Origin of the sequence: Bordetella bronchiseptica, assembly GCF_900636925.1 — a bacterium.
Classification (GTDB): Bacteria; Pseudomonadota; Gammaproteobacteria; order Burkholderiales; family Burkholderiaceae_B; genus Bordetella; species Bordetella pertussis.
In genome coordinates this window covers 3,703,656-3,717,424 of record NZ_LR134326.1, presented here as the reverse complement: position 1 = coordinate 3,717,424, position 13,769 = coordinate 3,703,656, and the positions used below count along the sequence as shown (strand labels likewise).

General features: G+C 70.1%; 12 protein-coding genes. 7 read left to right on the top strand and 5 right to left on the bottom strand.

Translation table 11 applies throughout. The features are described from left to right. Nucleotides 1–17 precede the first annotated feature (17 nt). From yajC to queA, 3 genes are all read right to left on the bottom strand, one after another. Nucleotides 18–362, bottom strand: coding sequence for a preprotein translocase subunit YajC (yajC, locus tag EL288_RS17340; protein WP_003809416.1), 345 nt, complete (start codon nt 360–362; stop codon nt 18–20). Nucleotides 363–510: 148 nt separating this feature from the next. Next, nucleotides 511–1,647 carry a tRNA guanosine(34) transglycosylase Tgt gene (gene tgt, locus EL288_RS17335; protein WP_003809419.1) on the bottom strand — a complete coding sequence of 379 codons (1,137 nt, stop codon included), beginning with the start codon at nt 1,645–1,647 and terminating at the stop codon, nt 511–513. Further along, nucleotides 1,644–2,717: a tRNA preQ1(34) S-adenosylmethionine ribosyltransferase-isomerase QueA gene (queA, locus tag EL288_RS17330; protein WP_033449351.1), complete on the bottom strand. Its 1,074-nt coding sequence runs from the start codon at nt 2,715–2,717 to the stop codon at nt 1,644–1,646. The genes tgt and queA overlap by 4 nt, the downstream gene beginning before the upstream one ends. A 157-nt stretch (nt 2,718–2,874) precedes the next feature. Between queA and dacB the strand changes: the two genes are divergently transcribed. The 3 genes from dacB (at nt 2,875) to prn (ending at nt 8,491) form a co-directional block, all read left to right on the top strand. Then, nucleotides 2,875–4,311 carry a D-alanyl-D-alanine carboxypeptidase/D-alanyl-D-alanine endopeptidase gene (gene dacB / locus EL288_RS17325; RefSeq protein ID WP_003809423.1) on the top strand — a complete coding sequence of 479 codons (1,437 nt, stop codon included), beginning with the start codon at nt 2,875–2,877 and terminating at the stop codon, nt 4,309–4,311. Nucleotides 4,312–4,400: 89 nt separating this feature from the next. Continuing rightward, complete coding sequence (gene upp / locus EL288_RS17320; RefSeq protein WP_003809425.1) at nt 4,401–5,042, top strand: uracil phosphoribosyltransferase; 642 nt, start codon at nt 4,401–4,403, stop codon at nt 5,040–5,042. A 698-nt stretch (nt 5,043–5,740) separates the two neighbouring features. Continuing rightward, a complete protein-coding gene (gene prn / locus EL288_RS17315; protein ID WP_126621995.1) occupies nt 5,741–8,491 on the top strand; it encodes a pertactin autotransporter in 2,751 nt (916 codons plus the stop codon). Nucleotides 8,492–8,558: 67 nt separating this feature from the next. On the opposite strand, the gene cysG is transcribed toward prn, so the two are convergent. Then, nucleotides 8,559–9,980 (bottom strand): siroheme synthase CysG, encoded by a 1,422-nt coding sequence (gene cysG / locus EL288_RS17310; protein WP_126621994.1) that lies wholly within the window; start codon nt 9,978–9,980, stop codon nt 8,559–8,561. A gap of 264 nt (nt 9,981–10,244) precedes the next feature. On the opposite strand from cysG, the gene EL288_RS17305 reads away from it, so the two are divergent. The 4 genes from EL288_RS17305 (at nt 10,245) to EL288_RS17290 (ending at nt 12,178) form a co-directional block, all read left to right on the top strand. Continuing rightward, nucleotides 10,245–10,961: a hypothetical protein gene (locus tag EL288_RS17305; RefSeq protein ID WP_003809431.1), complete on the top strand. Its 717-nt coding sequence runs from the start codon at nt 10,245–10,247 to the stop codon at nt 10,959–10,961. Nucleotides 10,962–11,045: 84 nt separating this feature from the next. After that, a complete protein-coding gene (locus EL288_RS17300) occupies nt 11,046–11,363 on the top strand; it encodes a DUF883 family protein (RefSeq protein ID WP_003809432.1) in 318 nt (105 codons plus the stop codon). A 40-nt stretch (nt 11,364–11,403) separates the two neighbouring features. Further along, entirely contained in the window at nt 11,404–11,817 is a 414-nt protein-coding gene (locus EL288_RS17295) for a phage holin family protein (RefSeq protein ID WP_003819794.1), read from the top strand. Nucleotide 11,818: 1 nt separating this feature from the next. Further along, the gene (locus EL288_RS17290) at nt 11,819–12,178 is read left to right on the top strand and encodes a hypothetical protein (RefSeq protein ID WP_003809434.1); all 360 of its coding nucleotides are present in this window, start codon (nt 11,819–11,821) and stop codon (nt 12,176–12,178) included. A 42-nt stretch (nt 12,179–12,220) separates the two neighbouring features. Here EL288_RS17290 and EL288_RS17285 read toward each other — a convergent pair whose 3' ends face one another. After that, entirely contained in the window at nt 12,221–13,765 is a 1,545-nt protein-coding gene (locus EL288_RS17285; protein ID WP_003809435.1) for a UbiD family decarboxylase, read from the bottom strand. Between the last annotated feature and the right edge of the window lie 4 nt (nt 13,766–13,769).

The following is a 13,769-nucleotide window of genomic DNA, read 5'->3' as shown; positions in this document are numbered from 1 at the left end:
CGGGGCCTTGTGTGACCTTACAGGGCCTTGATGGTTCCCTTGGGCAGGACCGCGGACACGGCGGTCTTCTGCATCACCACTTCGACCGGCTTGTCGGCCAGTTCGGAGACTTCCACGGTGATATAGCTGTCGGTAACCTTGGAAACCCTGCCCAGCATGCCGCCCGAGGTGACGACCTCGTCGCCCTTGGACAGGGCGGCGACCATGTTGCGATGTTCTTTCTGGCGCTTCATCTGCGGGCGGATCATCAGGAAATAGAGGATCACGAACATCAGAACGATGGGCAGCATGCCCATCAGCGCGTTGCCTTCGGCCGGCGCGGCCTGGGCCAGCACGAGGCCAGCGGTATCGATAGCAGACATTGGTGTGTACTCCTGGTTGGTTGTTCGAGTCTATATAGGTTGTCTGTATGCCTGTCCCCCGCGCGAGCCTTGGACAGGGCAAGCCGACTATTGTAGCGATGTTGGCGCAGCGCAACGAGGGCCGCGCCGCCGGGGGGGGCGGCCGGCCCTAGTCGACCCCGCGCGCGCGATCGGCGGCGAACTGGGCGCGCCAGGCCTCGAAGCGGCCGGCGGCGATCGCCTCGCGCATTTCTTCCATGATGGCCAGGTAGAAGTGCAGGTTGTGCAAGGTGTTCAGGCGCGCGCCGGTGATTTCGTTGGCGCGCTGCAGGTGGTGCAGGTAGGCGCGCGAGAAGTGGCCGCAGGTGTGGCAGGCGCAGCTGGGGTCGAGCGGGCGCGTGTCGTCGCGGTACCTGGCGTTGCGGATCTTGACGTCGCCGTAGCGGGTGAACAGCCAGCCGTTGCGCGCGTTGCGGGTCGGCATGACGCAGTCGAACATGTCCACGCCGCGCGCCACCCCCTCGACCAGGTCCTCGGGGGTGCCCACGCCCATCAGGTAGCGCGGCGCCTGCGCCGGCAGGCGCGGCGTGACATGCGCCAGGATGCGCATCATGTCTTCCTTGGGCTCGCCCACCGACAGTCCGCCGATGGCGTAGCCGTGAAAGCCGATTTCGGCCAGCCCGGCCAGCGACTCGTCGCGCAGCGCCTCGTACATGCCGCCCTGCACGATGCCGAACAGCGCGTTGGGGTTGCCCAGCCGGTCGAATTCGTCGCGCGAGCGGCGCGCCCAGCGCAGCGACATGCGCATCGAGCGGGCCGCTTCGTCGACGCTGGCGGGCCGGCCATCGATTTCGTACGGCGTGCACTCGTCGAAAACCATGACAATATCGGAATTCAGCGAGCGCTGGATGCGCATCGACTCCTCGGGCGTCAGGAACAGGCGCGCGCCGTCGATGGGCGAGGCGAATTTCACGCCTTCCTCGGTGATCTTGCGCATGCCCTGCAGGCTGAACACCTGGAAGCCGCCGGAGTCGGTCAGGATGGGCTTGTCCCATTGCATGAAGCCGTGCAGGCCGCCGTGCTTTTCCATGATGGCGGTGCCGGGACGCAGCCACAGGTGGAAGGTGTTGCCCAGCACGATCTGCGCGCCGATCTCCTTGAGCTCGTGCGGCAGCATGGCCTTGACGCTGCCGTAGGTGCCGACCGGCATGAAGATGGGGGTCTCGACCACGCCGTGGTTGAGCGTCAGGCGGCCGCGGCGGGCGCCGCCGTCGGTGGCCAGCAGTTCGAATTGCAGTCCGGTCATGGGGCGGGGGTCTCGATGAACATGGCGTCGCCGTAGCTGAAGAAGCGGTAGCGTTCGGCGACCGCGTGGGCGTAGGCGCGGCGGATCGGCGCCACGCCGGCCAGCGCCGACACCAGCATCAGCAGCGTGGATTGCGGCAGGTGGAAATTGGTCAGCAGGGCGTCGACGATCCGGTAGCGGTAGCCGGGCGTGATGAACAGCCGCGTATCGCCCTGCGCGGCGGCCAGCGGCCCGTCCTGCGCCTGGGCGGCGGCCGATTCCAGCGCGCGCACGCTGGTGGTGCCCACCGCCACGATGCGCCCGCCGTGCGCCCGCGCCCGGGCGATGGCGGCCACCGTGGCTTCGGGCACCGTGTACCACTCGGCGTGCATGATGTGCTCGGCGAGGTTCTGCACCCGCACCGGCTGGAAGGTGCCGGCGCCCACGTGCAGCGTCACGAAGGCCCGTTGCACGCCCTGGGCGGTCAATTGTTCCAGCATGGGCTGGTCGAAGTGCAGGCCCGCGGTGGGCGCGGCGACCGCGCCCGGCTCGCGCGCATAGACCGTCTGGTAGCGCCGTTCGTCGGTCGCGTCGGCCGCATGCGTGATGTAGGGGGGCAGCGGCGTGGCGCCGTGGGCGTCGAGCAGGTCCAGCACCGGCGCGGGAAAGCGCAGGTCGAACAGCTCCCCCTCGCGGCCCAGCACTTCGGCCTCGAAGGCCTCGGCCAGGCGCAGGCGCATGCCCGGCCCCGGCGACTTGCTGGCACGCACGTGCGCCAGCGCGCGGTCCGGCGCCGTGATGCGTTCGACCAGCACCTCGACCTTGCCGCCGGTGGCCTTCTGGCCCGTCAGGCGCGCCTTGATCACGCGCGTGTCGTTGAACACCAGAAGGTCGTGCGGGCGCAGTAGCCCGGCCAGGTCGGGAAAGCGGCGATCGTGCAGCCGGCTGGCCGCGTCCAGGTGCAGCAGGCGGCTGCCGCCGCGCTCGGCGGCCGGGCTCTGGGCGATCAGCTCGGGCGGCAGGTGATAGTCGAAATCGGCAAGCGTAAGAGGGGTGGGCACGCGATACGTTCTATGGAAAGCCGCGGCCAATGGCGGCCGCGTTGGACAGCCCGCTATTGTATGCGAGGGGCCCGCGCGGCCCGCCGGCCAGGCAGCGGCGCCGAAAATGTGTCCGCGTGCGCCGCGGCGCGCCAGCTTAGGTATGCTTGCATTCTTGAGCGAAAGAACATGTAACAGGCAGGGAGCGATGCGGCGGGCAGGCAAACAAGGCAAGTGGCAACAATGGCTGGCCGGCGTCATGCTGGCGCTGGGCGCCGCCGGCGCGGCGGCGCAGGGCCTGCCGTCCAGTCTGGTGGCGGCCTGGAAGGCGACCAAGCTGCCCGACCAGTCCCTTTCGCTGGTGGTGCAGGAGATCAACGGCCCGCGGCTGGCGACGCTCAACGCCAAGGAGCCGCGCAATCCGGCTTCCGTCATGAAGCTGGTGACGACCTGGGCCGCGCTGTCCGAGCTGGGGCCCAGCTACGCGTGGCGCACCGAATTCCTGACCGAGCCCGGCAACCGGCCCGATGCCCACGGCGTGCTGCGCGGGCCGCTGTACCTGCGCGCCGGCGGCGACCCGCAACTGCTGCTGCAGGATCTGTGGGCCCTGTTGCGCGAGCTGCGGCTGCGCGGCGTCAAGCAGATCGGCGACCTGGTGGTGGACCGCAGCATTTTCGGGCAGGTGGCCATCGATCCCGGCGCCTTCGACGGCGCCTCCGACCGGGCCTACAACGCCAGCCCGGACGCTCTGATGGTGGGCTTCGGCGCGCAACGCCTGCTGTTCACGCCCGACGCCGCGGCGCGCAAATGGGTGCCGATGATCGATCCGCCGCTGCCGGGCCTGCGCCTGGAAGGCGCGGTCGAGTGGAGCGACGTGCGTTGTCCGGGGCCGCCGGTGGTCGGCACCGAGCCGGTGGTGACCCAGCAGGGCGTGTCCATCCGCCTGAGCGGCAAGGTGGCCGGCTCGTGCGGCGAGTTCAGCCTGTACCGGCTGGCGCTGTCGCAGCCCGAGTACGCCAGCGCGGTGTTCCGCCTGCTCTGGCGCGAACTGGGCGGCACCCTCAAGGGCCAGATCCGCAGCGGCGTCGTGCCGCCGGACGCCGTGGTGCTGGCCAGCCACGACTCGCCCACCCTGGGCGAGGCGATCCGCACCATCAACAAGCGCAGCAACAATGTGATGGCGCGCACCCTGCTGCTGACCCTGGGCGCCGAGCGCGGCCGCCGGCCCGCCACCGTCGAGAGCAGCGGCGTGGTCGCCCGCACCGTGCTGGGCGCGCAGGGGCTGGAAATGCCCGAACTGGTGATCGACAACGGCTCCGGGCTGTCGCGCGAGGGCAGGGTGTCGGCCGACAGCCTGGCGTCCATGCTCACGGTGGCCTGGAATTCGCCCCTGATGCCGGAATTCATCTCGTCGCTGGCCATCGCCGGCGTGGACGGGACGGTGCGGCGGCGCCTCAAGGGCAACGGCGCGCAGGGCATGGCCCACCTGAAGACCGGCTCGCTGCGCGATGTGCGGGCGGTGGCCGGCTATGTACTGGGGGCCAGCGGCAAGCGTTACGTGGTGGTCAGCATGGTCAACCACGAGAACGCGGCCGCCGTGCGGTCGTTCGACGACGCGCTGGTCGCCTGGCTGGCCGAACAGTGATTGCCCGCCAACCGGCTTAAAATCCTTCTGTTCCCGCCGGCGGCCCGTGCCGCCGGCCATTCGAGAGCCATTTACTGGAGATTCCGCACATGCCTGTGCATGAAATCCGCCATCCGCTGATTCGCCACAAGCTGGGCATCATGCGCCGCGCCGACCTCAGCACCAAGAGCTTTCGCGAGCTGTCGCAGGAAGTCGCGGCCCTGCTGACCTACGAGGCGACCAAGGACATGCCGCTGGCGCCCGCCAGCGTCGAAGGCTGGTGCGGCACCGTCGAGGTCGACAAGATCGCCGGCAAGAAAGTGACCGTGGTGCCCATCCTGCGCGCGGGCATCGGCATGCTCGACGGCGTGCTGAGCCTGATCCCGGGCGCCAAGGTCAGCGTGGTCGGCGTGGCCCGCAACGAAGAAACCCTGCAGGCGCATACCTACCTGGAACGCCTGGTGGGCGAGCTGGACCAGCGCCTGGCCCTGATCGTCGACCCGATGCTGGCCACCGGCGGTTCCATGGTCGCCGCCATCGACATGCTCAAGCGGGCCGGCTGTCGCGAAATCCGGGCGCTGACCCTGGTCTCGGCGCCCGAAGGCATCGACGCCGTGCTCACGGCGCATCCGGACGTGCAGATCTACACGGCCTCGATCGACCAGGGCCTGAACGAAAACGGCTACATCATGCCCGGCCTGGGCGATGCCGGCGACCGCATCTTCGGCACCACGCAAAAGCACGCCGAGTAGCGCGCCGCGCGGATCCGCCCGCCCACAGGAAAACCGCCTTGCAGGCGGTTTTTTTTTGCCGCCGGGCCGCCCCAAGGCAAAAAAGCCCCCTCGGGGGGCAGCAAGCCCGCACAGCGGGCGCAGCGTGGGGGCCTTTTTTTGCCGCCGGGCCGCTCCAAGGCAAAAAAGCCCCCTCGGGGGGCAGCAAGCCCGCACAGCGGGCGCAGCGTGGGGGCCTTTTTTTGCCGCCGGGCCGCTCCAAGGCAAAAAAGCCCCCTCGGGGGGCAGCAAGCCCGCACAGCGGGCGCAGCGTGGGGGCGCGACCTTTGCCGCCGGGCCGCTCCAAGCGGGTGCCTGTCCCCGCGGGGACAGGCACCCTGGCCGGCGGGGCGGGACCGGGCATCCGCGGGGACAGGCACCCTGGCCGGCGGGGCGGGGCGGGACCGGGCACAGGGCCGTTGCGTGTTCCGTGCGCGACTCTAAAAACCTACATCTATATCGGAATTCTTACTTTATTTTGTGCGCGTTTGATTGCTTACGGCACGTATCTCGGACGGCAGAATTTTCCTCCTGCCATCGATGATGCGTCGCTGTAACACGGCAAATACCGTGCATTGCAGCGGTTCTGGATGGCGTTCTTCGTACGTTTGCTGCGCCCATTCTTCCCTGTTCCATCGCGGTGCGGGCATGGCGGGCGTCTGCTCTTCACCCGGCATCCAATGAACATGTCTCTGTCACGCATTGTCAAGGCGGCGCCCCTGCGCCGCACCACACTGGCCATGGCGCTGGGCGCGCTGGGCGCCGCGCCCGCCGCGTACGCCGACTGGAACAACCAGTCCATCATCAAGGCCGGCGAGCGCCAGCACGGCATCCACATCAAGCAAAGCGATGGCGCCGGCGTACGGACCGCCACCGGAACGACCATCAAGGTAAGCGGTCGTCAGGCCCAGGGCGTCCTGCTGGAAAATCCCGCGGCCGAGCTGCGGTTCCAGAACGGCAGCGTCACGTCTTCGGGACAGCTGTTCGACGAAGGCGTCCGGCGCTTTCTGGGCACCGTCACCGTCAAGGCCGGCAAGCTGGTCGCCGATCACGCCACGCTGGCCAACGTCAGCGACACCCGGGACGACGACGGCATCGCGCTCTATGTGGCCGGCGAGCAGGCCCAGGCCAGCATCGCCGACAGCACCCTGCAGGGCGCGGGCGGCGTGCGGGTCGAGCGCGGCGCCAATGTCACGGTCCAACGCAGCACCATCGTTGACGGGGGCTTGCATATCGGCACCCTGCAGCCGCTGCAGCCGGAAGACCTTCCGCCCAGCCGGGTGGTGCTGGGCGACACCAGCGTGACCGCCGTGCCCGCCAGCGGCGCGCCCGCGGCGGTGTCTGTATTCGGGGCCAATGAGCTTACGGTTGATGGCGGGCACATCACCGGGGGGCGGGCAGCGGGGGTGGCGGCCATGGACGGGGCGATCGTGCATCTGCAGCGCGCGACGATACGGCGGGGGGACGCGCCTGCCGGCGGTGCGGTTCCAGGCGGTGCGGTTCCCGGCGGTGCCGTTCCCGGCGGCTTCGGCCCCCTCCTTGACGGCTGGTATGGCGTGGATGTATCGGACTCCACCGTGGACCTCGCTCAGTCGATCGTCGAGGCGCCGCAGCTGGGCGCCGCGATCCGGGCGGGCCGCGGCGCCAGGGTGACGGTGTCGGGCGGCAGCTTGTCCGCACCGCACGGCAATGTCATCGAGACCGGCGGCGGCGCGCGTCGCTTCCCGCCTCCGGCCTCGCCCCTGTCGATCACCTTGCAGGCGGGCGCACGGGCGCAGGGGAGGGCGCTGCTGTACCGGGTCCTGCCGGAGCCCGTGAAGCTGACGCTGGCGGGCGGCGCCCAGGGGCAGGGCGACATCGTCGCGACGGAGCTGCCTCCCATTCCAGGCGCGTCGAGCGGGCCGCTCGACGTGGCGCTGGCCAGCCAGGCCCGATGGACGGGCGCTACCCGCGCGGTCGACTCGCTGTCCATCGACAACGCCACCTGGGTCATGACGGACAACTCGAACGTCGGCGCGCTGCGGCTGGCCAGCGACGGCAGCGTCGATTTCCAGCAGCCGGCCGAAGCTGGGCGGTTCAAGGTCCTGATGGTCGATACGCTGGCGGGTTCGGGGCTGTTCCGCATGAATGTCTTCGCGGACCTGGGGCTGAGCGACAAGCTGGTCGTCATGCGGGACGCCAGCGGCCAGCACAGGCTGTGGGTCCGCAACAGCGGCAGCGAGCCGGCCAGCGCCAACACCATGCTGCTGGTGCAGACGCCACGAGGCAGCGCGGCGACCTTTACCCTTGCCAACAAGGACGGCAAGGTCGATATCGGTACCTACCGCTATCGATTGGCCGCCAACGGCAATGGGCAGTGGAGCCTGGTGGGCGCGAAGGCGCCGCCGGCGCCCAAGCCCGCGCCGCAGCCCGGTCCCCAGCCCGGTCCCCAGCCGCCGCAGCCGCCGCAGCCGCCGCAGCCGCCACAGAGGCAGCCGGAAGCGCCGGCGCCGCAACCGCCGGCGGGCAGGGAGTTGTCCGCCGCCGCCAACGCGGCGGTCAACACGGGTGGGGTGGGCCTGGCCAGCACGCTCTGGTACGCCGAAAGCAATGCGTTGTCCAAGCGCCTGGGCGAGTTGCGCCTGAATCCGGACGCCGGCGGCGCTTGGGGCCGCGGCTTCGCGCAACGCCAGCAACTGGACAACCGCGCCGGGCGGCGCTTCGACCAGAAGGTGGCCGGCTTCGAGCTGGGCGCCGACCACGCGGTGGCGGTGGCCGGCGGGCGCTGGCACCTGGGCGGGCTGGCCGGCTATACGCGCGGCGACCGCGGCTTTACCGGCGACGGCGGCGGCCACACCGACAGCGTGCATGTCGGGGGCTATGCCACCTATATCGCCAACAGCGGTTTCTACCTGGACGCGACGCTGCGCGCCAGCCGCCTCGAAAATGACTTCAAGGTGGCGGGCAGCGATGGGTACGCGGTCAAGGGCAAGTACCGCACCCATGGGGTAGGCGCCTCGCTCGAGGCGGGCCGGCGCTTCGCCCATGCCGACGGCTGGTTCCTCGAGCCGCAGGCCGAGCTGGCGGTGTTCCGGGTCGGCGGCGGTGCGTACCGCGCGGCCAATGGCCTGCGGGTGCGCGACGAAGGCGGCAGCTCGGTGCTGGGTCGCCTGGGCCTGGAGGTCGGCAAGCGCATCGAACTGGCAGGCGGCAGGCAGGTGCAGCCATACATCAAGGCCAGCGTGCTGCAGGAGTTCGACGGCGCGGGTACGGTACGCACCAACGGCATCGCGCACCGCACCGAACTGCGCGGCACGCGCGCCGAACTGGGCCTGGGCATGGCCGCCGCGCTGGGCCGCGGCCACAGCCTGTATGCCTCGTACGAGTACTCCAAGGGCCCGAAGCTGGCCATGCCGTGGACCTTCCACGCGGGCTACCGGTACAGCTGGTAAAGCGAGAAGGGTCCATCCCCCCGCGGGGGAGATTTTCCTGGAGGTTGGCCGGTGCCAGTCTCCAGGCTCAGGCGGCCAGGGCGTGCGGGCCGGGCAGGCCGTGCTGGTGCTGGCCGAACCATTGCAGGGTGTCGGCCAGGGCGGCGACTTCGCCGATGACCAGCAACGCCGGGGGGCGCACGCTGCGCCGGCGCGCGATCTCGGGCAGCTCGGCCAGCGTTCCGGTGACGACGCGCTGTTCGGGCCGGCTGCCGTTTTCGATCAGGGCGAACGGGGTGGCCGGCGCGCGGCCGTGTTCGAGCAGGCGCGCGGTGACGTAATCGAGCTGGCCCACGCCCATGTAGAACGCCAGGGTCTGCTGGTCGCGGGCCAGGCCGGCCCAGTCCAGGGTGTCCTGGTCGGCGCGGCAGTGGGCGGTGACCATACGCACCGACTGCGCATGGTCGCGATGCGTCAGGGGGATGCCGGCATAGGCGGCGCAGGCCAGCGCCGCGGTGATGCCGGGCACGACCTCGTACGGCACGTCGTGCGCGCGCAGGTATTCCAGCTCTTCGCCGCCGCGTCCGAAGATGAAGGCGTCGCCGCCTTTCAGGCGCACCACGCACCGGCCGGCGCGCGCCTGGGCCAGCATGAGGGCGTGGATGCGCGCCTGGGTGGCGTCGTGGTCTTCGCCGGGCAGCTTGCCCACGGGCACGCGTTCAGCGTCGCGGCGCGCCAGCGCCAGCACGCCCTCGCTGACCAGGCGGTCGTACAGGATGATGTCGGCTTCATTGAGCGCGCGCAGCGCCTTGAGCGTCAGCAGGCCGGGGTCGCCCGGGCCCGCGCCCACCAGCACGACGCTGCCCCGGGGGGCGGCCTGCGGCGCGCGCAGCGCCTGTTCCAGTTCCTGCTCGGCCAGCCCGGGCTGTTGCTGGCGCAGGCGCGCCGCGACCGGGCCGTCGAGCAGCCAGTCGTAGAAACGCCGTCGCTGGCCGAGGTCGGGGCGGGCGGCGCGGATGCGCGGCCGATAGCGCGCCGCCAGGGCCGCCAGCTGGCCGAGCGAATGGTCGAACAGCGACTCGATGCGCTCGCGCAGGCGCCGCGCCAGCACCGGCGCCACGCCCGAGGAGGAGATGGCCACGATCAGCGGCGACCGGTCGACGACGGACGGCACCTGGAAGGACGACAGTTCGGCATCGTCGACCACGTTGCAGAATACCCGGCGCGCCCGCGCGGCCTCGCTGACCGCCGCGTTGACGGCGCGGTCGTCGGTGGCGGCCACCACCAGCCAGGCGCCGGCCAGCCAGGCGGGTTCGAAGCCGCCGTCCAGGCGGGCGATGCCGCCCTGCTCGGCCAGGGCGGCGAGCGCCGGATCCAGGCGCGGCGCGCCCACGACGACCTCGGCGCCGGCCTGCAGCAGGGCCTGTGTCTTGCGGACGGCGACGGCGCCGCCGCCTACCACCAGTACGCGCCGCCCCGTCAGGTCGGCGAAAATCGGGAACAGCGTCATGGAAATCAGCCACGCGGGAAGGCCCGCAGAATGTCAGCCGATCATAGGGACCGGGGTTCATCCCTACAACTTTCGATTTCTTGAATCCATATAGCCATTAATCATTTGGACGCCGGCCGCCCCTGGCGCGGCCGGCCCGGAACCCTGGGCGGACGGGCGGGTCAGAACTGTCTGCCGGGCGGCGCCGGCCGGCGCAACCGGTGTAGTATCAGCCAGCGCGGCCCGCGTCCCGGGCCGCCGAACCGAGCGTTTCAGGAGCGGCCCATGATGGTGCGATTTTTTGTTTCAATTGGTGTGCTGGCGTGGGCCGGCGCGGCGCAGGCGGGCGTGTGCGACGCCAAGTTCATGCATGACGGCGGCCAGGTGCAGTTGACCGGCAGCGGCAACATCGGCCTGGGCGCCGACCTGGGCTTCACCGAGGTTTCCAAGACCAACGGCGACAACTGCCGCGCGCGCGTGCAGGGCATGGCCACCTTCAGCTATGCCGGCCTGCCGCCGGGCAAGTCGCGGCTGGATTACCTGATGACCGTCAAGAACGGCCAGGCCACGTTCGTGAAGTACGCCGAGGCGGGCGAGCAGCCCCGCTCCGAGGGGCAGTTCGACCTGCGCATGCTGGGCCTGTTCGCCTACGACAAGATCAGCGGCGAAGGGCAGCGCCTGCCCGGGGCCAGCTACCGGCTCAGGATCGGCAAGGAGGCGCCGGTGGGCGGCCAGCCGACCACCGTGGTGCGCATCGGCGAAAAGACGGTCGGCGCCCGCCAGGACCTGAGCACGGCGCTGGGCCGCCATGCCTGCTGGCCGATCACCTATCCGCGCAGCAGCGAGCCCACCATGGCCACCTTCAAGGGCCTGACCTTGCCGATTCCCGGCATGGACACCACGGTGACCGATTGGTACTGCCCCAGCGTCAACCTGGTGATGCGCCAGGACATCGACCAGGCCGGAATCAAGTCATCCGTTGAGATTACGCAATTGAAGTAGCACCCCGTAGCACGCGGGGGTACGTGGCGCGGTGCGCGGCTGGTATGATGAACGCGTCATCGACACATCGACAAGGAGCTGATAATGGCCGCGAGAAGATCCGACGAAGCAACGAAAGAGAAACTCATCGACAGCGTCAAGACCAGCCTCAATGATGCCGAGACCTTGCTGCGCGAAGCCGCCAGCACCACGGGCGACAAGGCGACCGAATTGCGCGAGCGCGCGCTGGCATCGGTGCGCCGCACCCGCGAGGCGCTGTACGACGCGCAGGACGCGGTGCTCGAACGCGGCCGCCGCGCGGCCCGCGCCACCGACGATTACGTGCACGACAATCCCTGGCAGGCCATCAGCATCGCAGGCGTGACCGGCCTGCTGCTCGGCCTGCTGATCAGCCGCCGCTGATCACGGCGGGGCGGGCCGCGCGTCCGCCCCGGCATGCACAATGGGTTTGCGTAGATCGGTATTCGGCGTGGCCGCCAGTCTGGTCGGACTGACGCGTACACGCCTCGAACTACTGGCGCTGGAAGCCGCCGGCGAAAAGATCCGCCTGATCAAACTGCTGGGCATGGCCTTCGGCGCGCTGCTGTTCCTGACGCTGGCGGTCCTGGTATTCACCATCACGATCGCGGTGGCCTTCTGGCCTACCGAGTCGCGCTACGCCGCGCTGGGCTGGCTGGCGGGCGGCTATGGCGTGATCGGGCTGGTGCTGTTCTTCCTGGTCCGGCGCGACCTGGTCGACGGTCCCGTGCCGTTCGCCGCCACGCTCGAGGAGCTCGGCCGCGATACGGACATGCTGGAACGGGTGCGCGATGCGCAACGCGCCAGCGACGGGCAGCGCAACGCGGAGGACGACTGACATGGCCCGCCACTCGGCTTCGGTAGACCGCATGGTGCGGCTTGAATTGCTGCGCGCGCGCGCCGCGCTCGAGCGCGAGGCGCTGGCGCAGGGCATCGTCGAGGCGGGGCGCACGCTGACGCCGGGCAACATGGTCAAGTCCATCTGGCCCAGCCTGGGCAAGGCCAATACCTCGCGGCTGTTCTGGCAGGCGTTCGCGCTGGTACGGCGCTATCCCTTCGTCAGCTCGACGCTGTCGGCCATGGTGATGGGGCGCGGCGCCCGGCGCTCGGGCCTGCTCAAGCTGGCCGGCGTGGCGCTGGTGGGCTGGCAGGCATACCGGATCTGGCAGTCCGCGCGCGAGGAGCGCCAGGCCGATTGAGCCAGGCCGGCAGGCGGGCGGCCGGCGCCGCCCGCGGCATTGCTACAGTCCCAGCGTGTCCCACATGGCATCCACCCGGCGCTTGACCGCCTCGTCCATGTGTATGGGCGTGCCCCATTCGCGGCTGGTTTCGCCCGGCCACTTGTTGGTGGCGTCCAGCCCCATCTTGCCGCCCAGGCCGGACACCGGCGAGGCGAAATCGAGGTAATCGATCGGCGTGTTCTCGACCAGCACCGTGTCGCGCACGGGGTCCATGCGCGTGGTCATGGCCCAGACCACTTCGGTCCAGTCGCGCGGGTCGATGTCTTCGTCGACCACCACGATGAACTTGGTGTACATGAACTGCCGCAGCACGCTCCACAGGCCGAACATCACGCGCTTGGCGTGGCCGGCGTACTGCTTGCGGATCGACACCACCGCCAGGCGGTAGCTGCAGCCTTCCGGGGGCAGGTAGAAATCGACGATTTCGGGCAGCTGGCGGCGCAGCAGCGGCACGAATACCTCGTTCAGCGCCACGCCCAGCACGGCCGGCTCGTCGGGCGGCTTGCCGGTATAGGTGGAGTGGTAGATGGGGTTGCGCCGCATGGTGATGCGGTCCACCGTGAACACCGGGAACCAGTCCTGCTCGTTGTAGTAGCCGGTATGGTCGCCATAGGGGCCTTCGAGGGCCATTTCGTAGCCGGTGGCCGGGGGCGGGTTGGCGCCCTCGGGCACCGCGGCAGCGACGGCGCGCGGATCGTCGGCCGGCAGCAGGTGGCCCTCGAGCACGATCTCGGCCGAGGCCGGCACCGACAGGTCGCTGCCCAGCGCCTTGACGACCTCGGTGCGCGAGCCGCGCAGCAGCCCGGCGAACTGGTATTCGGACAGCGTGTCCGGCACCGGCGTGACCGCGCCCAGGATGGTGGCCGGGTCGGCACCCAGCGCCACGGCGATGGGAAACGGCTTGCCCGGGTGGGCCTGGGCGTGGTCGCGGAAGTCCAGCGCGCCGCCGCGGTGCGACAGCCAGCGCATGATCAGCTTGTTCGGCCCCAGCGGCTGCTGGCGGTAGATACCCAGGTTCTGCCGCCGGGCGTTCGGCCCGCGCGTGATCACCAGGCCCCAGGCGAGCAGGGGCGCCACATCGCCCGGCCAGCAGGTCTGGATGGGCAGGCGGCCCAGGTCGACGTCGGCGCCTTCCCAGACGATTTCCTGGCAGGCGGCGCTGCGCACGGTCTTGGGGCTCATGTCCCACAGGGCGGCTTTCAGCATGGACACCTTGGCCAGCGCGTCGCGCAGGCCCTTGGGCGCTTCGGGCTCGCGCAGGGAGGCCAGCAGTTCGCCGGTTTCGCGCAGGGCGCCGACGTCGTCGGCCCCCATGCCCCAGGCGACCCGCCGCGGCGTACCGAACAGGTTGGCCAGCACCGGCATGTCGGCCGGCGCGTCGTTGTGGCGGGCGTTCTCGAACAGCAGGGCCGGGCCGCCGGCGCGCAGCACCCGGTCGGCAATCTCGGTCATTTCCAGCCGCGTCGAGACCGGCGCGGTGATGCGTTTGAGTTCGCCCTGGCGTTCAAGCTGGGCAAGAAAATCTCGGAGGTCGCGATACTTCAAGGCA

Excerpts from the sequence above, each read along its gene's own strand:
- yajC (WP_003809416.1), bottom strand. The coding sequence starts at position 362 with ATGTCTGCTATCGATACCGCTGGCCTCGTGCTGGCCCAGGCCGCGCCG.
- tgt (WP_003809419.1), bottom strand. The coding sequence starts at position 1,647 with ATGACCGGACTGCAATTCGAACTGCTGGCCACCGACGGCGGCGCCCGC.
- dacB (WP_003809423.1), top strand. The coding sequence starts at position 2,875 with ATGCGGCGGGCAGGCAAACAAGGCAAGTGGCAACAATGGCTGGCCGGC.
- upp (WP_003809425.1), top strand. The coding sequence starts at position 4,401 with ATGCCTGTGCATGAAATCCGCCATCCGCTGATTCGCCACAAGCTGGGC.
- prn (WP_126621995.1), top strand. The coding sequence starts at position 5,741 with ATGAACATGTCTCTGTCACGCATTGTCAAGGCGGCGCCCCTGCGCCGC.
- cysG (WP_126621994.1), bottom strand. The coding sequence starts at position 9,980 with ATGACGCTGTTCCCGATTTTCGCCGACCTGACGGGGCGGCGCGTACTG.
- EL288_RS17305 (WP_003809431.1), top strand. The coding sequence starts at position 10,245 with ATGATGGTGCGATTTTTTGTTTCAATTGGTGTGCTGGCGTGGGCCGGC.
- EL288_RS17300 (WP_003809432.1), top strand. The coding sequence starts at position 11,046 with ATGGCCGCGAGAAGATCCGACGAAGCAACGAAAGAGAAACTCATCGAC.
- EL288_RS17295 (WP_003819794.1), top strand. The coding sequence starts at position 11,404 with ATGGGTTTGCGTAGATCGGTATTCGGCGTGGCCGCCAGTCTGGTCGGA.
- EL288_RS17290 (WP_003809434.1), top strand. The coding sequence starts at position 11,819 with ATGGCCCGCCACTCGGCTTCGGTAGACCGCATGGTGCGGCTTGAATTG.